Raw genomic sequence first — 19,031 nt, 5'->3', positions numbered from 1 at the left:
GCAGCGTGCCCCACAGGGATTGGTTCGGGTGTAGAAGCCCAGGCTACAAAACCCAGCTGCACTCCATGACATCATTACCCTGGACAATGGCTGAAAGATTTTCTTTCAGCCATTGAGGGAATTCAAATGGAATCACTGGTAGTGCCAGCACTGCCAGCTCATCGATTGAAAACCACCTGAATTCCTGGATTTCCAGTAGCTCATTGGGCTCCAGTGCGGTCGGCTCGACGTGGGTATGAGGAACCCGGACCACGTGGTATTGCTCTTCTTGGATATATGCACTATCCGGGTAACGGATGAAGCGTTTCTGCTTGGCGATGACCGGGCCGATTTTGCCATGGAGTCCCGTTTCCTCCATCAATTCACGGGCTGCGGCTTGCTCGTGGGTTTCGCCGGGTTCCAGGCCGCCGCCAGGGGTGCACCAATAGTCTGTCAGCTCTGGATGGTTGACGTGCAAAGGGGGATCGTCGTGATAACGAATCAGCAGGATGCGATTGTCCGGAGATAGGACAATCAACCGAACCGCTAAGCGGTTCGGTCGGGTTGGTGTGAAGGTTGAATCAAACACGACGCCAGGTGGTTCCTTGAGGGCCATCTTCCAATACGATACCTGCATCTTTCAGTGTATCGCGAATCCGATCTGATTCAGCCCAGTTCTTGCTTTGCCGAGCGGCCAGGCGCTGTGCGATCAACTCGTCGATTTCTGCGTTGCTGAGGCCATCTTGTGTTTCGCCACCTTGCAGGAAGTGCTGTGGGTCGCGCTCCAGAAAGCCCAGCAGGTTGGCCAGCACTTTCAGCAGCCCTGCTTCCTGTGCGGATTGGGTGCGATTGGCTTCTCCCGCCAGCTCAAACAGGATCGCGATGGCTTCCGGGGTGGCAAAGTCGTCGTTCATCGCTTCCTGGAAGCGTTTGGCGTATGGATTGCTCCAATCAATGGATACGGTAGCTGGCGGGACGTTCTTCAGCGCAGTGTAGAGGCGTGTCAGTGAGCCCTTGGCATCGTCCAGGTGTACTTGCGAGTAGTTCAGCGGGCTGCGGTAATGGGTGCGCAGCAGCAGGAAGCGCACGACTTCTGGGTCGTATTCCTTCAATACGTCACGGATGGTGAAGAAGTTGCCGAGCGATTTCGACATCTTTTCATTGTCCACATTCAGGAAGCCGTTATGCATCCAGTAGTTGGCGTAGCCGTGCCCGTGGGCGCCTTCTGATTGCGCGATTTCGTTCTCATGGTGCGGGAATTGCAGATCCTGGCCGCCGCCGTGGATGTCGAATTGTGCGCCCAGCAGCCGTTCGCTCATGGCGGAGCACTCGATATGCCACCCAGGGCGGCCTGCCCCCCAAGGGCTTTCCCAGCTGGGCTCGCCTGGTTTGGCCGCTTTCCAGAGCACAAAGTCGAGTGGGTCACGTTTGTGTGGATCGACTTCGACACGTTCGCCTGCACGCAAGTCGTCCAGTGATTTGCCGGAGAGCTTGCCATAGCCTTCGAATGAATGGACTGAATAGTAGACGTCACCGTTGTCCGCAGCGTAAGCCAATCCTTTGTCGATCAATTTCTGGATCAGCGAGAACATACCTGCAATGGATTCGTCCTCTGTTGCGCGTGGCTCGAAATCAGGGCTCTGTACGCCGAGCTTGGACAGGTCCGCATGCATGGCATCGATGAATCGGGTGGTGAGGGCTTGGATCGATTCACCGTTTTCAGCCGCTCGTTTGATGATCTTATCGTCGATGTCGGTGATGTTGCGCACATAGGTGACATTCAGACCTGATGCGCGCAGCCAGCGTTGCACCATGTCAAAAGCGGTCAACATGCGTGCGTGCCCGAGGTGACAGTAGTCATAAATCGTCATGCCGCAGACATACATTTTCACGTGGCCTGGGGTAATCGGTTTGAAGACTTCTTTCTGTCGGGTCAGCGTATTGTATAGGCTTAACATGGTGTTCCTTAATGAGCAATGGGTTTTCCGGCATGCAATCAGGGCATGGATAAACCGGAACCGATGATTCTATCAAAAGTTCGCGTGAACGCAGCCTTTGCCCATTGCATTTGCTGGATGGCCAGTAACGTGCGTCAGCAATTTCTGTAAGCACGGGCTTACTTGATCCAGATAAATATGAAGTAAAGTGTTTCTGGTACGATCCTGAACCATCTATTCAACCAGGAGCCTTGTATGGGCCCGCACTATCTGAGTTCACTGTTTGCCCCCAGGTCGGTTGCTGTGATCGGCGCCAGCGAGCGGCCCGGCTCCTTGGGTGATGTGGTGTTGCGCAATCTGTTGTCGGCACGGTTCAAGGGTGATCTGTATGCGGTCAACAAGCGGCATAAGACGGTGCATGGGTTGCCGGTTTTCCACCGTGTCGGTGAGATCAAGACAGATGTCGATCTGGCTGTGATCGCAACGCCCGCTGCGGCATTACCGGAGGTGGTTGCTGATTGTGCGAAAAAAGGTGTCAAGGCTGCGGTGATATTGTCCCAGGGCTTGAATCTGACAGATCCGTTGCATGTCAAGGGCCTCAACGATGCGCGACAGCACGCCCGTATCCATGGGTTGAGGCTGCTTGGCCCCAATCTGTTTGGCATCATGCGGCCTGAGCTGGGGTTGAATGCTTCGGATTATTCAGGGCAGATCAAACCTGGCAACCTGGCGTTGGTGTCGCAGTCCACGGCGTTGTCCACGGCGATTCTCGACTGGGCGGAAAGCAATGGCGTCGGCCTGTCGAGCGTGGTCTCACTGGGTGCGACGGTGGATGTCGATTTTGGCGAGACGCTGGATTTTCTGGTCAATGATCATCAGACGCAGGCCATTCTGCTTTATATCGAAGGTATCCGTGATGCGCGTATTTTCATGAGCGCCATGCGGGCCGCCGCACGCAGTAAGCCAGTCATCGCGATCAAGGCCGGGCGCAACGGGATGGTGTTGCAGAGCCCCTACACGCATAGTGGCGCCATGGTGGGTAGTGATGACGCATTTGAGGCCTGCATCCGTCGTGCGGGTGCGGTGCGGGTGCGTTCCGTGGCGGATCTGTTCGCGGCGGCACGGGTACTTACCTCGAATTACCGGGTGGCTGGGCCGCGACTGGCGGTGGTGACCAATGGGGCCGGGCCGGGTGTGATGGCTGCAGACCGGATGGCTGACCTGCAGGTGCGGGTCGCCAAGCTCTCTGCTGAGACTATTACAACGCTGGATCAGGCCTTGCCGCCTGCCTGGTCGGGCTCGAACCCGGTGGACATCATTGGTGATGCGCCACCTGAGCGTTTTGAGGTGGCGACGCGGGCGTGTCTGAAAGATCCTGGTGTGGATGCGGTGATGGTGATTTTTACGCCGCAGATCCACACTGATGCCGTCGCAACGGCGCAGCTGATGGTGAAATTGCGTAAGGAGTTCAGCAAGCCGCTGCTGATGGTGTGGATGGGCGAGGCCAAGGTGCATGCGGCTCGCCAAGTGTTTGTCGATAACCGTCTGGCGCACTATCGCACCCCTGAAAACGCTGTGGAGGTGTTTTTTGCGCTGGCTGTCTACCAACGTAACCAGAAGCTGTTGATGCAGGTGCCAGGGCCGCTTGCCCATCGCGAGGCCCCGCCGAGGATCGCGGAAGCCAAGGCGCTGATAGAATCGGCTTTGTCTGCGGGGCGGCGCGTGCTGCAAGGCCACGAGGCGCTGCAGCTGTTGTCCTACTTCCATGTGCCAATTGCAGCCTGCAAGCCGGCAACCAGCCAGGATGCTGCTGTGGCCGTGGCTGAGCGTATCGGCTATCCGGTGGCGATGAAGATCAATTCAATCGACATCACTTATAAAACAGATGTTGGCGGTGTGGTGTTGGGCCTCAAGAATGCCGATGCGGTGCGTGATGCCTTTCAACAGATCATGGAAGGCACACGGTTGCGCAGACCAGATGCCAGCATTCAAGGGGTGAGCATTCAACCGATGGTCAAATCACGGTTTGGGCGCGAGCTGATGGTGGGTGTGACCCATGATGCGGTGTTTGGCCCATTGATTGCATTTGGATCGGGCGGGATCACGGTGGAAATTGTCAGTGATCGGATGGTGGCGTTGCCACCGTTGAATGATTTTCTGGCTGCCAAGATGATCAAATCAACCCGGGTCAGCAAGCTGTTGGGGGAATTCCGTAATTACCCGCCTGTGCCGCTCGATGCGGTCAAAGCGGTTTTGTTGCGCGTGTCGGAAATGGTGTGCGAGCTACCCGCCATCCGCGAGATGGACATCAACCCCCTGATTGCGGACGAAAATGGCGCCATTGCACTGGACGCCCGCATCGTCCTTGCGCCCTTTACCACCCAGGGCGGCCAGTATGGGCACATGGCGATCCACCCGTATCCAACGCATCTCAGCAAAGACGCGACCGCCAAAGACGGCACGCCCGTCCATATCCGTGCCATGCGACCCGAGGATGCGGAAATGCAGCAGGTGTTTGTGCGTGCGCTATCGGAGGAATCTCGCTACAACCGCTTCATGAACACGATGAAGCAACTGCCGGACAGCCTGCTGGTTCGCCTGACCCAGCTGGATTACGCGCGTGAAATTGCCCTGATCGCCTTGATCGACCGCGATGGCGCAGAGCGCCAGATCGGGGTGTCCCGTTTTTCCGCCAACCCGGATGGCGAAAGCTGCGAGTTTGCGCTGGTGGTAGCGGACGACTGGCAAGGCAAGGGGGTCGGCACCTTGTTGATGGAGCAACTGTTTGATGCCGCACGGGACAAGGGCTTCAAACTGATGGTCGGTGAGATTTTTGCCGCGAATGGCAATATGCTCAAGCTGATGGAAAAGCTGGGTTTTGAGATTCAGCCGCATCGAGAGGACAACACGCTGAAGCTGGCTATCAAATTTTTGTAATGTGGTTGTGGAACCATGGCCGGTAACCTATGCTCAAAACGTAGGCAATCTGTACGGTGTTGATGCGGTGGTTTCCATGTCGGGTGGTCGATATATCTGGCGTGGCATATCAGGTCGTACCTGAGATTTCGATGTCGTCGTATTCTGTGCTGTGCAAATTCCAGACCAATTCATGTGAATGCGGTGCAGCACGCTGCCTTGCAACGTGTGATCAGACGCATTCACCGCTGGTCACCTGTCTTTCGCGATGCGCATCGGGGCAGCCAACTTGATGCCGGTGCGAATTCCAGTACGAGGAGGATACTCAAGATGAAGACTTACCCTCAGCAGCCTGGTGAGCATTACTACTCGCAACAGAAATATCCCTATGAAGCCGAGCAAGGCGCCGAAGAACGTTATGGCGATGCCTATGATGCGCAAAGGGAGCCGCAGTCGTCTTCCTATCCGCAAGGCGCTGCTTATGATCAGCAGGCAGATGGCAATTATGCCGAGCAGCAGCAACGCTATTACTACGAACAACAGCAGCAGCAAATGCAGCAACAGCAGTATTATGATCGCCGCATGAATGACCGACGTGCGCAGCCTGATGAGGAATATCGTGAAATGTTCCTGATGAATCTGTTCTTGAGCGGCTATGAACAGCGCCATGGGTTTGGCCGCCGCAAGGAAGACTACGACAAGTGGCTGCATTGAGCGATCAGGGATCGACCACAAAGCGCACCGTTATGGTGCGCTTTTTCATTGATGGCCCTAATTGATTCAGCCTGGATCATTCCAGGTATTTCTGTTGCCATGTCTGATATTGTTTATAGACGTGGTCGCTGAACTGCTGCTTGTCGGCAAAATCGGCAGGGTGGATGGCATCGAATACGTAATAGTTGGCACGGTTGTTCTGCGTGGTCATGAAATGGCGTAACTTGTCGAGCAACGTCCAAGGTTCCTGCCATTCGAAATCCTCCTGAGCCTCATAGTGGATGAATACCGGCAGAATCGGCACCCCAGAGCGCAAGCTGGCTTCAAATGCCCCATAGCGGAACAGCTTGAACAGACGGCGTCCTTTACAGCCACTTTCGGGATACAGACAGATATTCTTGCCCGCCTTCAGGCCATCGATCAGCGACTGCAATGCAGCCTGTCGTGATTCTGCTGATTCACGCTGTACAAACAAAGTGCCGGCGGCCACCGCGATCCGTCCGACAATCCACCAATTCGCGACCTCTGCCTTGGCCAGCGAGACCACTGGGAACAATGCCGGAATGCCGACGTCTTCAAAGGCCGAGGGATGATTGGCAATCAGGATATATTGGCGGGGCAGGGGCTTGATGTTCTTTTGATGTAAACGCAAGTCCACATTCAGTGCCCGTACAAAGGTACGGCACCACGCGTGGAACAATAGCGGATAGATACGGCTCACCAGGGTGCGAGGCAGCAGTGCAATCAAGATCATGAACAAGGTGAACATGGCCAAGTCCAGCCAGCCGATCAGCATACGTAGCCAGTGCAGAATGATCAGCATCATCCGCCCCATCCAGGGGTGGAAGAGCACAGCATCCGGTCAAGGCAGATGAACAAGGTCTTCATGGCTTGACTATAGGCAATCTTGCCTGGCTGTACTTGTGAAAACGTAGTTGCAGGCTGGTTGAGTCGGGGGCGGGATGCGCGTTTGGATGCCGCCCTTATCAATGGTCGTGGGTCACAATGAGCTACTGATCATGGAACTGAAAGCCGGTAGGGTAATGATGAAAGCCGTCAAAGTGCCCTTTACTGACCGGGATGCCAGCTTGGCGCAGAATGGCATAGGCCATCGACAGGTGAAAGAAGAAGTTGGGCAGGGCATAGTGCGCGAGGTAAACCGCTGACGGCAGCGTGTGCTCTGCCAGCCCTGCTTGGGTGACTACCTGGGTGGGCGGTGTGGCGAGGGAGTCAGGCAGGGCGGCCAGCAATGCCTGAGTAGCCGCCACACGTTGTCTGAGCCCTTGCAGATGCAGGGGGCTCGGTGGTATCTCGGGGATATCCAGACCCGCAAGTGGGTAGCAAGCCCTGAGGCAAAAGCCACAAGCGATACAGAGCTGATCCGCCAACCCAAACATATCCGGTGAAAGCCGCGCACTGAGCAGAGCCTGCTCGGTATGGAGGCCCGTAGCGATGGCGTTTTCCGCTTGCTGGATCAGCTCCAGCATGTTGTTCAGGTAGTGTTGTAAGACAGGGATGGCGGATTGGTAAGACAGCAAGGTGGGCCTCGACGTTGTCAATATGTTTCGCGGTCAACGCCAACGCCAGTCATCAGCGCCTAGCCCCCGGTCATGGACATGAACCGCAGCACTTTCTCTGGCTTTTCCTTGAACTCGTGCCGCTCGGGCTTCAGCTCGATGGCAGCGCGGATGGCGGCCTCCAGGTCGGCATCACTTGCGCCCTGGCGCAGCATGGGGCGAAACTCCATTTTCTCATCCTGCCCAAGGCACATGTACAAGGTGCCATCGACAGACAGCCGGACCCGGTTACAGGTGGCGCAGAAGTGCTGAGAGATCGGGGTGATGAACCCGATGTTGAACGAACCATCCGCACTGGCAAGGTAGCGTGCCGGGCCCGCGCCTAGCGGGACGGCGACTTCTTGTAGCTGGAATCGTTGCTTCAAGCGATTGGCGACCGGTTGCAGGTCAAGATACTGGGTATGGCGCCCGGTGTCACCCATTGGCATCGCCTCGATCAAGCGCAGGACAAAGCCATGGGCGTGACAGAATTCGACCATGGTGTCGATTTCATCATCATTGACACCCTTCATCGCCACCATATTGACCTTGATCGGTGCAAAGCCTTCCGCCTTGGCCGCCATCAGGCCTGCCATCACTTTATCGAAACTGGGCCGACCTGCAATCTGGCCAAACTTACAGGGGTTGAGCGAATCCAGGCTGACATTGAGGCGGCGAATCCCAGCTTGCTTCAGCGCCTGGGCATGGTGCGCCAATTGGGTGGCATTGGTGGACAGCGACAGATCGTCCAGCCCCGGCAGTGCAGCCAACCGCCCTGCCAAGATCGGTAGATCTTTCCGCAGCAGCGGCTCGCCACCGGTCAGCCGGACACGGCTGACGCCCAGGCGGGCAAATACGCCAATCAAGCGCTCGATCTCGTCAAAGGTCAGCCAATGCGATGGTGTTTCGAATCCTTTGAATCCCGCAGGCATGCAATAGCTGCAGCGTAGATCACAGCGGTCGGTCACAGACAGGCGTAAATAATCAATTTGCCTGCCGAATCGATCTGTCAACGCTGCCATCGCATGCCCTTTCAAAACTGAAATCCCACGCGCCTGCCACAAGGCTATACGTGCGAATGTTCAGTCGTATTCTAGGCCGATTTCTTACAGCAGGGCAGTAGCCGAAAGGACTATGCCGTCCTCGTCCACGTAGACGAATTCACCTGGCCGGAAGGTGACTGCGGCAAAGGCGACTGCGATCTGCCGATAGCCTGCACCCTGCTTGACGCTCTTGAGCGGATGGGTATTGAGCGCCCGCACGCCGATTTCCAGATCATTGATCACAGCAGAATCACGAATGCAACCGTAGACGATGATGCCTGCCCATCCATTCTTGACTGCCATGGCGGCGATCTGATCCCCCACCAAGGCACAGCGGAGCGAGCCGCCACCATCGACTACCAATACCTTGCCCTGGCCGGGCTCGCTGAGCGTGTCTTTGACGAGGACGTTGTCCTCGAACACTTTCACAGTGACGATCTCGCCTTGGAATCGGGCTGCTTTGCCATAGCGCTGGAACATTGGTGTGGCTACCTGAAGATTGGCGTGTTCATCGGTCAAGTCAGCGGTTTGAAAGGTCATGTCGGTCTCCTGGGGTTAGCTATCGATGTGTGTGGCGCAGAGGTGAATGGTTTGCATGATAAGGATGCTGCATTGCAACAGCGAAATCAATCAGATCGAACACCCCTTACATCGAGCTGGCACAGGGCGGCAGGTGGACGCGCCATGATGGTACTTGCCAAGTGTTTGATTCCTCGCTATGACGGTGGTAAGTTCAGTGCTGTTTCAATTGGGTTGTCAAATGCAATGAGTGGTATTTCAGTCTTGTTTGTTTGTATGGGGAATATTTGCCGTTCACCGACGGCAGAAGGTGTTTTCCGTTATTTTGTGGAAACCGGCGGATTGGCTCGCCGCATTCAGATCGATTCAGCTGGCACGCATGGCTACCACGCCGGCGAAGCCCCCGACCCGCGCTCATGTGCCGCAGCAGGGCGCCGGGGTTATGATTTGAGCCGACTACGCGCGCGGCAGGTCAAGACTGCCGATTTCGAGCGCTTCGATCTGGTGTTGGCCATGGACGAACAGAATTTACGGCACCTGCTGCGTATCTGCCCAGAGGGATTGCAGCACAAGGTCAAACTGTTTCTGGCGTATGCTCGCAACTTCGAAGAGCGCGAGGTGCCAGACCCTTACTACGGCAGTGGCGGTGGTTTCGAGCATGTGCTCGATCTGATCGAAGATGCCTCCGCTGGGCTGTTGAGCGATCTGCGTAAGCAATTGACCGGCACCTAGGCCGCCTAGGCGGCCCGCTGTGCCTTGGCAGGAAACCATTGGCGCTGAAAGATCAGCGCCATTTGTTTGGTGGCATAGGATGCGCCCAGAATCACCAGCAGTGAGATCATAAAGTCGATTGGAGCCCAGCCGGTGGGGTGAACGAACAAGTGGGTGTGGAGGAAGTAGATTTCCAGCACGCACGGGCCAAATGGCTTCAATGGCGCGTGGCACCAAGCCGGGAGTCTCAATGACAACAAGCCTTGCAATGCCATGATGGATAAGACCGTGATCACCATCAAGGAATTGATCGGTAGTGATAGTCCAAATTTGGCGATACCACCCACCGCCATGGCCACTGCAATGAAACTGAGCGTGTTGCGGATATTGGCTTGCCAGCTTTGATTGACATAGGCGACCCCAAAACAGAATGCGAAGGCTGTCAGCCACAGCATGTGCCCGTATGGCACGTAATGCGTCAGGAAAAAGGCCCCTGCCAGCAGGGCTGCCGTCAATATGGCGCCCATGGCACCGGGGCGGAGTAATTTGGCAAGCGCTGGGTAGCACACATAGAACACCAGTAGCAGGGTGAAGTACCACAAACCGCCACCGAATGGGCTGGGGTTGGGCAGGTGGAGCCAGTTCAGAAAGCCGGTCAATCCCAGCATGCCAATCAGCGACTGCCAGCTCAGTATGTGGTCTTCACCTTTTGCAATGAACACTACCAACAACAGTAGATTGATAGCCAATAAGTCAGGCCCGAGGCGGGTCAGCTTATTGCGGATGAACGGCCAGACCGTTGGTGATGGGCCATAGTGTTGCGCGGTGAAATAGCCGGATGCAAAACCGAACATACACAAGGCCACCGAGACAATCACCCAATAGGCAGAGGCAGGGAAGAAATGCCCGCTGGCAACGACCAGAATGGCTAATACCTTGGCGGTTTCGAAATTGCGACTGACATCTTGAGTGAAGGCCATGTGATATCCGCGTTGAATGGCTGACGAGCAGTAGTTCAAGTCAAGGTGATGCATGCACCCTGTCAAGGTGGCGGCCTGAGCGGCATGCCACCGCATTGCAGACCCTGCCCATTCAGGCTGCGGGTGTCATCAGCGGCCTCGACAGTCAAACCGTTGATTCATATCCAAGGCCGGCTCGGCGGAGTCGGCCATGCCGACGATCTTGGCGGGCACGCCCACCACAGTGACATGCGGCGGAACCGGTTCGATCACCACACTGCCTGCGCCAACCTTCGCGCCACGGCCCACTTCGATATTGCCCAGAATCTTGACGCCTGCACCGATCAACACCCCCGAGCGGATCTTGGGATGCCGATCGCCGGTTTCCTTACCCGTGCCGCCCAGTGTGACATTATGAAGGATCGAGACATTGTCTTCGATGACAGCTGTCTCGCCCACGACAAAGCCATGGCCATGATCCAACATGATCCCTCGTCCAATGTGCGCTGCCGGGTGGATATCAACAGTGAATGCTTCAGAGATACGGTTTTGCAGGAACAAGGCCAGTGTCTGGCGGCCATGTTGCCACAGCCAATGCATGATGCGATAGCTGGCCAGGGCATGAAAGCCCTTGTAATACAGCAGGGGTGTGGAAAAGGTCGTGCAGGCTGGGTCTCGGTCGAACGACGCCTGGATGTCTGCCCGCATGGCTTCACCAATTTGCGGGTCGGCATCCAGCGCTTCCCGAATCAGCTCCATCAAGGTGCGAGCATCCATCGTGCTGGTGGCGAGCTTGCTGGAGAGGTGAAAGGCGATGACATCATCCAGCGACTTGTGCCGTAGCACAGTCATATGCAGGAAGCTGGCCAGGATCGGCTCGTTGGCAACGGCTGTTTCGACTTCCTGACGGATGGTGTCCCAAATGTGGTCGGTTGAATGCTGTGATTGACTCATGACTGTTTACACTCGCTGATCGAGCCGCATACATGGGCACACCTGCACCATGCGGCATTGCTGACAAAATGGTAGAACGGAATGGAGTGAAGCAGGCGTCAATCAACATCGTGTGCAATATGCACACAGGGCGAACATCACGAGAGAAATGGAGTGGGTGGGCATGTCTTTGGGGCCGCCTGACGACGGCCAGATAACTCACAACGGAAGTGTTTGCCAGTTTACGCTGCCGGCTTGCTTGGTGCAATCGCCAGCGCTTCGCCCTCCAGGACCAACTTGTCCTTGACGTAGCAATTGGTTTCCAGCGTCACCCGTTTCTTGGCGCGATCCAGCTCCTTGACAGTGACCCGGACCTTTACCGTATCACCCAGTTTGACCGGCGCTTTGAACTTGGCTGATTGACTCAGGTAGATGGTACCAGGGCCGGGCAGGCGGGTACCCAATACCGTCGAGATCAGGCTGGCAGTCAACATGCCATGGCAGATGCGGGTGCCAAACGGTGTGGTGGCTGCATATTCTTCATCGATGTGGACGGGATTGTTGTCGCCAGTCACCCCCGCGAACATGACGATATCTGCCTCGGTGATGGTCTTGCCATATTCGGCAGTCTGGCCGATTTCCATGTCTTCAATGTAAACGGTGCTCATGTATGGATGCTTTCCTGATAGCGGTTGAGGTAGTCACTTATTGTCCGGATCGTATCTGGAAAACGCAAATGCGGGCGTTTCAAACTATCGTTTAAAACAGCAAAGTTTCAGTTGCCGATTGAAAAGCGTTGGTGTATAAATCAAACGCTTGTTTGATTTTTGTGTAAAGCACAAAAATGTTCCGTCATGCAGGCGGGCCGCACCATGACACCCTTTGGCGCTCATGATAGGCTCTAGGGTTTGTTGCCATCGGTTCTCCAATACGCAGTAGAACCGATCCCAACAAGCCCTCAATATATCGGGCGCGGCTTCCTCCCGCGCTCAGGCATTCACGGCAGCCTCTGCTGCCCTCAGATCAAAGCAGGAGAATCATGAAAGCTCTAGTCGCAGTTAAGCGCGTTGTGGATTACAACGTGAAAGTTCGCGTCAAGGCCGACGGCAGCGATGTTGATATTGCCAATGTCAAGATGTCGATGAACCCATTCGATGAAATCGCGGTGGAAGAGGCGGTCCGTCTGAAAGAAGCGGGCAAGATCACCGAGATCGTGGTGGTATCGATGGGCTCTGGCAAATGTGAAGAGCAGATTCGGACTGCCATGGCCATGGGCGCGGATCGCGGCATCCTGGTCGAGACTGATGTGGATCTGCAGCCACTGGCCGTGGCCAAGCTCTTGAAGGCGATCGTCGATAAAGAGCAGCCGCAGCTGGTGATCCTGGGTAAGCAGGCCATCGACGATGATTCCAACCAGACTGGCCAGATGCTGGCTGCGTTGACTGGCATGCCGCAAGGGACGTTTGCTTCCAAGGTCGAGCTGACAGCTGATTCGCTGAATGTGACACGCGAAATCGATGGCGGCCTGGAAACGGTCAAGCTGAATCTGCCCGCCGTAGTGACGACCGATCTGCGTCTGAATGAGCCACGTTATGTGAAGCTGCCGAACATCATGGCCGCCAAGAAAAAGCCGCTCGACAAGACCACGCCGGCTGATCTGGGTGTGGATGTCGCTCCGCGCCTGAAGACCTTGAAAGTGGCTGAGCCACCCAAGCGTTCCGCAGGGGTGAAAGTGGGCTCGGTGGCCGAGCTGGTGGCAAAACTGAAGAATGAAGCGAAGGTGATCTGAACATGGGCATCCTGGTTATTGCAGAACACGACAATGGCTCGATCAAATCCGGCACGTTGAACACCGTTGCCGCTGCTGCCAAGTTGGGCGGCGAGGTTCACCTGCTGGTGGCAGGGCAGGGCTGCGCTGCCGCTGCACAAGCGGCAGCCAAGATTGCAGGCGTTGCCAAAGTGCTGGTTGCAGATGCCGCACACTTTGCTCACGGCCTGGCCGAAAACCTGGGCGATCTGGTTGCTGGTCTGGCCAAGGGCTACAGCCATGTGCTGGCGCCCGCCACCACTTATGGCAAGAATTTCCTGCCCCGCGTGGCCGCCCTGTTGGATGTTGCTCAGTTATCCGACATCATCGCGGTTGAATCGGCAGACACTTTTGTCCGCCCGATCTACGCAGGCAACGTGTTTGCAACCGTTCAATCGGTTGACCCGATCAAAGTCATCACCGTCCGGACTACGGCTTTTGATGCGGTTGCTGCTGACGGTGGCAATGCCGCCATCGAAAACATTGCGGCTACTGCCGATGCCGGCAAATCTGCTTTCATCAGCCAAGAGCTGACCAAGTCTGATCGGCCAGAGCTGGCTGCTGCCAAGGTCATTGTGTCGGGTGGCCGTGCGCTGGGCTCGGAAGAACAGTTCAAAGCCGTGATCGAGCCCTTGGCGGACAAGCTGGGTGCAGCGGTTGGCGCCTCTCGTGCGGCTGTGGATGCCGGTTATGCACCGAACGACTATCAAGTCGGCCAGACCGGTAAGATCGTGGCACCACAGCTGTATGTGGCAGTCGGCATTTCCGGCGCGATCCAGCACTTGGCAGGGATGAAAGACTCAAAAGTCATCGTCGCGATCAATAAAGACGAAGAAGCACCGATCTTCCAGGTGGCGGATTATGGTTTGGTGGGTGATCTGTTCACCGTGGTGCCGGAGTTGATTGCAGAGTTGTCCAAATAATAATCCGGGCCCAGCAGACGCCTTTGTCAGCAGGGCCGAAGCCGGTGGGCAAGCACCCCACACTTGCCAGCTCGGCATATAAACAAAAATAAACAGGTGGAAAACGCCAGATTGCCTGGCCGTCGATACCTGATGGGCACAGGGAGTTTGAGCTGCCTGTGCCTTTTTTACGCCTTTTGCCAGTCGATGGATTGGACCCTGTACTGATTTGAAAACGGAGAGAAGCATGCCCTACACCGCGCCGATCAAAGACCAGCAATTCGTGCTGCAAGCGATTGCCGGGCTGGAAGAAGTCCTGGCCTTGCCAGGTAACGAGGACACCAGCGTTGAGCTGGTCGATGCGATCTTGGAGGAGGCCAATAAGTTTGCCTCTGCCATCCTGGCACCGTTGAACAAGCTGGGTGACAAGGGACACCAATTGGCGGATGGCGTTGTGACCACGGTTGAGGGTTTCAAGGAGGCTTATCACCAGTTCCGCGACGCGGGCTGGGTGGGCATGCGTGCACCGGTCGAGTTTGGTGGCCAAGGGTTGCCAGCTTTGGTGACCATGGCGACCGAAGAAATGTGGTGTGCGTCCAATCTCGCGTTCTCGCTGTGCCCGCTATTGACCTTGGGGGCTGTCGAGGCATTGGATCACCATGCATCGGACGAGCTGAAAGCCATCTATCTGCCCAAGATGTCCAGCGGGGAATGGCCCGGCACCATGAACCTGACCGAGCCGCAGGCCGGGTCGGATCTGGCGCAGGTGCGCAGCAAGGCGATACCACAGGCAGATGGTAGCTATCTGATCTCAGGCCAGAAAATCTTCATCACCTGGGGTGAGCATGACATGGCGGACAACATTGTCCATCTGGTGCTGGCACGCCTGCCCGATGCACCTGCTGGCGTGAAAGGGATTTCGCTGTTCGTAGTGCCCAAATTCCTGGTGAATGCCGATGGTAGCCTGGGCAAGCGCAACGATGCCTACTGTGTGTCGATCGAACATAAGCTGGGCATTCATGGCTCGCCCACTTGTGTGATGAGCTATGGCGACAATGGTGGTGCGGTGGGTTACTTGGTGGGTGAGGCTAACAAGGGCTTGGCCTACATGTTCACCATGATGAACCATGCCCGCCTGGGCGTGGGTGTGGAGGGGATGGCGATCTCAGAGCGTGCTTATCAAAAAGCCGTGGCCTATGCCAAAGACCGCATCCAGTCTCGTGAGCTGGGCTCGGACAACTCTGCGCCTGCGGCCATCATCCGCCACCCGGATGTGCGCCGCATGCTGATGACCATGCGCGCATATATCGAGGGCATGCGTGCCTTGACCTATTTCGGCGGTGCGGCGCTTGATAAAGCCGCCAAGCACCCAGATGCGGCGGAGCGCCAGAAGAATCAATATCTGATCAATTTCTTGATTCCGATCATCAAAGGCTGGAATACCGAAGTGGCCAATGTGGTCACCTCGCTGGGCGTGCAGGTACATGGTGGCATGGGCTTCATTGAGGAGACCGGTGCCGCCCAGCATATGCGTGATGCCCGGATCACCGCCATCTATGAAGGCACGACTGGTATTCATGGCATGGATTTGATTGGCCGTAAACTTGCCTCGGAAAAAGGCTTGACCTGCTTTACCTTGTTGCAGGAAATCGATGCAACCCTGGTCGCGCTGGGGCAGGAGAATGATCCGACGCTGGCTGCGATTCAGCGTGGGGTGAAACAGGCTGCGTTGGCCGCCAAAGAGTCAGCGGATTTCCTACTCGCCAGATTCGATCAACAGCCCAAGCAAGCGGCAGCGGGCTCGGTTCCTTTCCTGATGTTGATGGGCGTGACCTTGGCGGGTTGGTTGCTGGCCAAGTCAGCATTGATTGCCAAGCAGCAGCTGGCCGCAGGGGGCGCAGACGAAGCTTTCTGCCAGAACAAGCTGATTACGGCGCGTTTCTTCGCTGAACACATTGCCAGCCAAGCCTTGGCATACGGCTATGAGATCACGCAAGGTGCGGAAAGCACGCTGGCCTTGCCGGACGACCAGTTCTGATCCTGGTCCGGTAAGGGGGGCGTTGGCCAGGGCATTGCCTCGGCCAACGCAGTGTTCTTGAGGGGGGCCAGGCCGGCATCCCTATTTATTTCTTGTCGATCAACTGTCGGAGCTTCCGATACAACATGACCCGGCGCTCAGTGAGTGTGCCGGTTGCCAGCGCCTGTGAAATCGCGCAATTGGGCTCGGAGAGGTGACGGCAGTTGGCGAAACGACATTCACCGATGTAGGGGCGGAGCTCCGGAAAGCAGTGGGCCAGCTGATCGCCTGACACATGGGTCAGACCGAATTCCTGCATGCCGGGCGAGTCGATGATGGCGCTTTCCGCATCAAGCGGATACAGCGTGGCATGGGTGGTGGTGTGCTTGCCGGAATCCAGCGCCAGCGATATATCACCCGTGCGAGCCTGGGCGGCGGGCAGCAAGGCATTGATCAAGGTCGATTTGCCCATGCCGGATTGCCCAATCAACACCGTGGTATGCCCTGTCAGCAGGGGCTGTAGCGATGCGACACTCTGTTTGGCGGACAATGGCAGCAGCCGATAGCCCAGGGTTTCATAGAGTGCCAGCTGTGCTTTGGCCGTTTCCGCCTCTGGCAGGTCGCATTTGTTGAGCACAATCAATGGCTGGATATCGGTAGCTTCGCAAGCAACCAGACAGCGCCCCAGGAATTCCTCACTGAAGCTCGGGAAGGGAGCGACCACGATCACCACTTGGCTGACATTGGCTGCGATCAATTTTTCCCGCCAATCATCTGCTCGATACAGCAGGCTCTGGCGTGGCAGAACCTGTTCGATAACAGCCTGCTGCTGGTTGCTGATCCTGACCGTTACTTTGTCACCACAAGCCAGATCGGTTCGTTTGCCGCGGGTGGTGCATTCGTAGATCTGCTGGTCAACCAGCACGCGGAATGAGCGGCCATGGCTCGCAACGATTTGGCCTTCGGCGGTTTGGGTCATGCATGCTACCTAGGATGGGAATGGTGCATTGTATCAAGGCATGTGGCTGTGTCAGGTAAAAACAGGTGGCGGGTCGGCGCAATGGGCTGGTAATCGGCCCACTGGCGCAGCCACCAGTGGGCCGACCGATCAAATCTGCTGCGCTTGCAGGTGGGCAATGCGGATGGATGCGGGCGGGTGTGAGTCGTAGAAGGTGGAGTGCAGCGGGTCGGGTGTCAACGTCGAGGCATTGTCCCGGTACATTTTTACCAGCGCGCTGATCAGATCCTTGGCATCAGCCTGCGCCGCCGCATATCGGTCAGCTTCAAATTCGTGCTTGCGTGAATAGAGGCTACCCAATGGTGTCAGCGGGAACAGGAAAACCGGTGCTGCAATGAAAAACAGCAGCAAGGCCAATGCCGTCCCTTGGCTGGCTACGCCCAGTCCCTGATAAAACCAGGGCTGCTGCATCAATACGCCAAGCACATAGAACATGGCCAGGCTGGAAAAGAAGCTCCAGACGATCCGTTTGATGATATGGCGATGTTTGAAGTGCCCCAACTCGTGCGCCAGCACGGCCTCGATCTCGGCTGGTTCCAATTGGGTCAACAAGGTGTCGAAGAACACGATGCGCTTGCTCTTGCCGAAGCCTGTGAAATAGGCATTGCCATGTGCGCTGCGCTTGGAGCCATCCATCATGAATAAACCATTGCTGGTGAAGCCACATTTAGTCAGCAGTGCTTCGATGCGAGCCTTGATCGGGCCCTCTTCCAGTGGTGAGAATTTGTTGAACAAGGGTGCAATCCAAGTGGGATAGACCGCCAACAGGACGAGCTGGAAGGCAGTCCAGACCACCCACACATATAACCACCAGTGATCGCCCATCTTGCCCATCAGCCACAATACGGCATACAGCAAGGGGATGCCCAAGGCCAGGCCGAGGAGGGATTGTTTGATCAGATCCGTGATGTACGTCGCCAGGGTGGTGCGGTTGAAACCGAACCGGGCTTCGATCACGAAAGTGGCATACATTGACAATGGCCAGCCGATGAGGCTGCTGATGAACGATACTGAAAGCAACATGGCAATGCCCTGCCAGAGGGTCTGCCCCAGCTCGGCCAGCCAGAACTGATGCAGCGCTTCGATGCCGCCGCCCAGCGTAAAGACAAGCAATACGCCTGCGTCGATCAGGGTGCTGATCATGCCGAGCCGTGTCTTGGCTTGTGTGTAGTCGGCTGCTTTCTGATGGTCTGCCAGTGGGATCTGGCTGGCAAACGCGTCAGGTACCTGCCCGCGATGTTGGCCAATGTGCCGGATGTGGCGCCAGGAAAGCCACAAACGGAGCATGGTTGTGAGTACAATCGCGGCGATGAAAATGGACGTAAATGTGGACATGCGTGAAAACGGGTGTCAATGACGTTTGAATGGGAACTGTGCGAGAATCAACTCGCGTTAGAAGGAAATGAGTATGCCACAAGATCAAAACCGCCTCATCTGGGTCGATATGGAAATGACGGGCCTGGTGCCGGAATCGGACAAAGTATTGGAGCTGGCCGTCGTGATTACCGACAGTGAGCTGAATACAGTGGCGGAAGGCCCGGTGTTGGTCGTGCACCAGGACAATGCCGTGCTGGATGCGATGGACGACTGGAACAAGAATACCCATGGCCGATCGGGCTTGATCGATCGGGTCAAGGCATCGGTATTGAACGAGGCGCAGGTAGAAGCGCAGATGATTGCGTTCCTGCAGGAGCATGTCCCGAGTGGGGTGAGCCCGATGTGTGGTAACTCCATCTGCCAGGATCGACGCTTCATGGCACGCTGGATGCCTCGCCTGGAAACCTATTTCCACTATCGTAATCTGGATGTATCGACGCTCAAGGAGTTGGTGAAGCGCTGGAAACCCGAGGTGGCCAAAGGCTTGAAGAAACACGGCAAGCACGAGGCGTTGGCGGATATCTATGAATCAATCGAAGAATTGAAATACTACCGCGAGCATTTCATCAAGCTCTGATCCGTCGTACCAGCAAGGCGGGGCACCCCGCCTTGAGCCATCAATAAATGACCAGCAGGCCAAGAC

18 protein-coding genes are annotated in these 19,031 nt (G+C 56.3%); 7 read left to right on the top strand and 11 right to left on the bottom strand.

The genetic code is table 11. From position 1 onward, the window contains the following. Positions 1–43: 43 nt before the first annotated feature. Together HNQ59_RS13380 and cysS are read right to left on the bottom strand one after the other, a co-directional pair. A complete protein-coding gene (locus HNQ59_RS13380; protein ID WP_281397221.1) occupies positions 44–595 on the bottom strand; it encodes an NUDIX hydrolase in 552 nt (183 codons plus the stop codon). Then, positions 561–1,937 (bottom strand): cysteine--tRNA ligase, encoded by a 1,377-nt coding sequence (gene cysS, locus HNQ59_RS13375; protein WP_184040334.1) that lies wholly within the window; start codon positions 1,935–1,937, stop codon positions 561–563. The genes HNQ59_RS13380 and cysS overlap by 35 nt, the downstream gene beginning before the upstream one ends. A gap of 234 nt (positions 1,938–2,171) precedes the next feature. Between cysS and HNQ59_RS13370 the strand changes: the two genes are divergently transcribed. Continuing rightward, positions 2,172–4,853, top strand: a complete 2,682-nt coding sequence (locus tag HNQ59_RS13370) for a bifunctional acetate--CoA ligase family protein/GNAT family N-acetyltransferase (protein ID WP_184040332.1) — start codon at positions 2,172–2,174, stop codon at positions 4,851–4,853. A gap of 309 nt (positions 4,854–5,162) precedes the next feature. Then, a complete protein-coding gene (locus HNQ59_RS13365; protein WP_184040330.1) occupies positions 5,163–5,546 on the top strand; it encodes a hypothetical protein in 384 nt (127 codons plus the stop codon). Positions 5,547–5,622: 76 nt separating this feature from the next. Here the strand turns inward: HNQ59_RS13365 and HNQ59_RS13360 are convergent, their stop codons facing one another. From HNQ59_RS13360 to rraA, 4 genes are all read right to left on the bottom strand, one after another. Further along, positions 5,623–6,372 carry a lysophospholipid acyltransferase family protein gene (locus tag HNQ59_RS13360; RefSeq protein WP_184040327.1) on the bottom strand — a complete coding sequence of 250 codons (750 nt, stop codon included), beginning with the start codon at positions 6,370–6,372 and terminating at the stop codon, positions 5,623–5,625. A gap of 184 nt (positions 6,373–6,556) precedes the next feature. Next, entirely contained in the window at positions 6,557–7,084 is a 528-nt protein-coding gene (locus HNQ59_RS13355) for a DUF1993 family protein (protein WP_184040325.1), read from the bottom strand. 59 nt (positions 7,085–7,143) lie between these two features. Further along, on the bottom strand, positions 7,144–8,124 hold the full coding sequence (gene moaA, locus HNQ59_RS13350) for a GTP 3',8-cyclase MoaA (RefSeq protein ID WP_184040321.1): 981 nt from the start codon (positions 8,122–8,124) through the stop codon (positions 7,144–7,146). A gap of 84 nt (positions 8,125–8,208) precedes the next feature. After that, on the bottom strand, positions 8,209–8,685 hold the full coding sequence (gene rraA, locus HNQ59_RS13345) for a ribonuclease E activity regulator RraA (RefSeq protein ID WP_184040318.1): 477 nt from the start codon (positions 8,683–8,685) through the stop codon (positions 8,209–8,211). Positions 8,686–8,910: 225 nt separating this feature from the next. Between rraA and HNQ59_RS13340 the strand changes: the two genes are divergently transcribed. Then, the gene (locus HNQ59_RS13340) at positions 8,911–9,396 is read left to right on the top strand and encodes a low molecular weight protein-tyrosine-phosphatase (protein WP_184040550.1); all 486 of its coding nucleotides are present in this window, start codon (positions 8,911–8,913) and stop codon (positions 9,394–9,396) included. Between the two features lie 5 nt (positions 9,397–9,401). Here HNQ59_RS13340 and HNQ59_RS13335 read toward each other — a convergent pair whose 3' ends face one another. From HNQ59_RS13335 to HNQ59_RS13325, 3 genes are all read right to left on the bottom strand, one after another. After that, positions 9,402–10,355, bottom strand: coding sequence for an acyltransferase family protein (locus tag HNQ59_RS13335; RefSeq protein ID WP_184040315.1), 954 nt, complete (start codon positions 10,353–10,355; stop codon positions 9,402–9,404). Positions 10,356–10,484: 129 nt separating this feature from the next. Then, complete coding sequence (cysE, locus tag HNQ59_RS13330) at positions 10,485–11,288, bottom strand: serine O-acetyltransferase (protein WP_184040312.1); 804 nt, start codon at positions 11,286–11,288, stop codon at positions 10,485–10,487. A gap of 221 nt (positions 11,289–11,509) precedes the next feature. Further along, positions 11,510–11,935, bottom strand: coding sequence for a MaoC family dehydratase (locus HNQ59_RS13325; RefSeq protein WP_184040309.1), 426 nt, complete (start codon positions 11,933–11,935; stop codon positions 11,510–11,512). Between the two features lie 371 nt (positions 11,936–12,306). On the opposite strand from HNQ59_RS13325, the gene HNQ59_RS13320 reads away from it, so the two are divergent. From HNQ59_RS13320 to HNQ59_RS13310, 3 genes are all read left to right on the top strand, one after another. Next, entirely contained in the window at positions 12,307–13,056 is a 750-nt protein-coding gene (locus HNQ59_RS13320) for an electron transfer flavoprotein subunit beta/FixA family protein (RefSeq protein ID WP_184040306.1), read from the top strand. A 2-nt stretch (positions 13,057–13,058) separates the two neighbouring features. Beyond that, positions 13,059–13,997, top strand: coding sequence for an electron transfer flavoprotein subunit alpha/FixB family protein (locus HNQ59_RS13315; protein ID WP_184040303.1), 939 nt, complete (start codon positions 13,059–13,061; stop codon positions 13,995–13,997). 226 nt (positions 13,998–14,223) lie between these two features. After that, a complete protein-coding gene (locus HNQ59_RS13310) occupies positions 14,224–16,014 on the top strand; it encodes an acyl-CoA dehydrogenase C-terminal domain-containing protein (protein ID WP_184040300.1) in 1,791 nt (596 codons plus the stop codon). 85 nt (positions 16,015–16,099) lie between these two features. Here HNQ59_RS13310 and rsgA read toward each other — a convergent pair whose 3' ends face one another. Further along, the gene (gene rsgA / locus HNQ59_RS13305) at positions 16,100–16,972 is read right to left on the bottom strand and encodes a ribosome small subunit-dependent GTPase A (protein WP_184040297.1); all 873 of its coding nucleotides are present in this window, start codon (positions 16,970–16,972) and stop codon (positions 16,100–16,102) included. Between the two features lie 129 nt (positions 16,973–17,101). Then, positions 17,102–18,346, bottom strand: a complete 1,245-nt coding sequence (locus HNQ59_RS13300) for a M48 family metallopeptidase (protein ID WP_184040294.1) — start codon at positions 18,344–18,346, stop codon at positions 17,102–17,104. 73 nt (positions 18,347–18,419) lie between these two features. Between HNQ59_RS13300 and orn the strand changes: the two genes are divergently transcribed. After that, on the top strand, positions 18,420–18,965 hold the full coding sequence (gene orn, locus HNQ59_RS13295) for an oligoribonuclease (RefSeq protein WP_184040291.1): 546 nt from the start codon (positions 18,420–18,422) through the stop codon (positions 18,963–18,965). Positions 18,966–19,031 lie beyond the last annotated feature (66 nt).

Source organism: Chitinivorax tropicus, from assembly GCF_014202905.1.
GTDB lineage: Bacteria > Pseudomonadota > Gammaproteobacteria > Burkholderiales > SCOH01 > Chitinivorax > Chitinivorax tropicus.
Note: the sequence above shows the minus strand (reverse complement) of the source record. Positions and strands in the feature narration are given on the sequence as shown.

Coding starts and splice junctions, on each gene's coding strand:
- orn (WP_184040291.1), top strand. CDS start 18,420: ATGCCACAAGATCAAAACCGCCTCATCTGGGTCGATATGGAAATGACG.
- HNQ59_RS13300 (WP_184040294.1), bottom strand. CDS start 18,346: ATGTCCACATTTACGTCCATTTTCATCGCCGCGATTGTACTCACAACC.
- cysS (WP_184040334.1), bottom strand. CDS start 1,937: ATGTTAAGCCTATACAATACGCTGACCCGACAGAAAGAAGTCTTCAAA.
- HNQ59_RS13365 (WP_184040330.1), top strand. CDS start 5,163: ATGAAGACTTACCCTCAGCAGCCTGGTGAGCATTACTACTCGCAACAG.
- rraA (WP_184040318.1), bottom strand. CDS start 8,685: ATGACCTTTCAAACCGCTGACTTGACCGATGAACACGCCAATCTTCAG.
- HNQ59_RS13335 (WP_184040315.1), bottom strand. CDS start 10,355: ATGGCCTTCACTCAAGATGTCAGTCGCAATTTCGAAACCGCCAAGGTA.
- HNQ59_RS13325 (WP_184040309.1), bottom strand. CDS start 11,935: ATGAGCACCGTTTACATTGAAGACATGGAAATCGGCCAGACTGCCGAA.
- HNQ59_RS13340 (WP_184040550.1), top strand. CDS start 8,911: ATGAGTGGTATTTCAGTCTTGTTTGTTTGTATGGGGAATATTTGCCGT.
- moaA (WP_184040321.1), bottom strand. CDS start 8,124: ATGGCAGCGTTGACAGATCGATTCGGCAGGCAAATTGATTATTTACGC.
- HNQ59_RS13380 (WP_281397221.1), bottom strand. CDS start 595: ATGGCCCTCAAGGAACCACCTGGCGTCGTGTTTGATTCAACCTTCACA.
- HNQ59_RS13310 (WP_184040300.1), top strand. CDS start 14,224: ATGCCCTACACCGCGCCGATCAAAGACCAGCAATTCGTGCTGCAAGCG.
- HNQ59_RS13320 (WP_184040306.1), top strand. CDS start 12,307: ATGAAAGCTCTAGTCGCAGTTAAGCGCGTTGTGGATTACAACGTGAAA.
- HNQ59_RS13370 (WP_184040332.1), top strand. CDS start 2,172: ATGGGCCCGCACTATCTGAGTTCACTGTTTGCCCCCAGGTCGGTTGCT.
- rsgA (WP_184040297.1), bottom strand. CDS start 16,972: ATGACCCAAACCGCCGAAGGCCAAATCGTTGCGAGCCATGGCCGCTCA.
- cysE (WP_184040312.1), bottom strand. CDS start 11,288: ATGAGTCAATCACAGCATTCAACCGACCACATTTGGGACACCATCCGT.
- HNQ59_RS13360 (WP_184040327.1), bottom strand. CDS start 6,372: ATGATGCTGATCATTCTGCACTGGCTACGTATGCTGATCGGCTGGCTG.
- HNQ59_RS13315 (WP_184040303.1), top strand. CDS start 13,059: ATGGGCATCCTGGTTATTGCAGAACACGACAATGGCTCGATCAAATCC.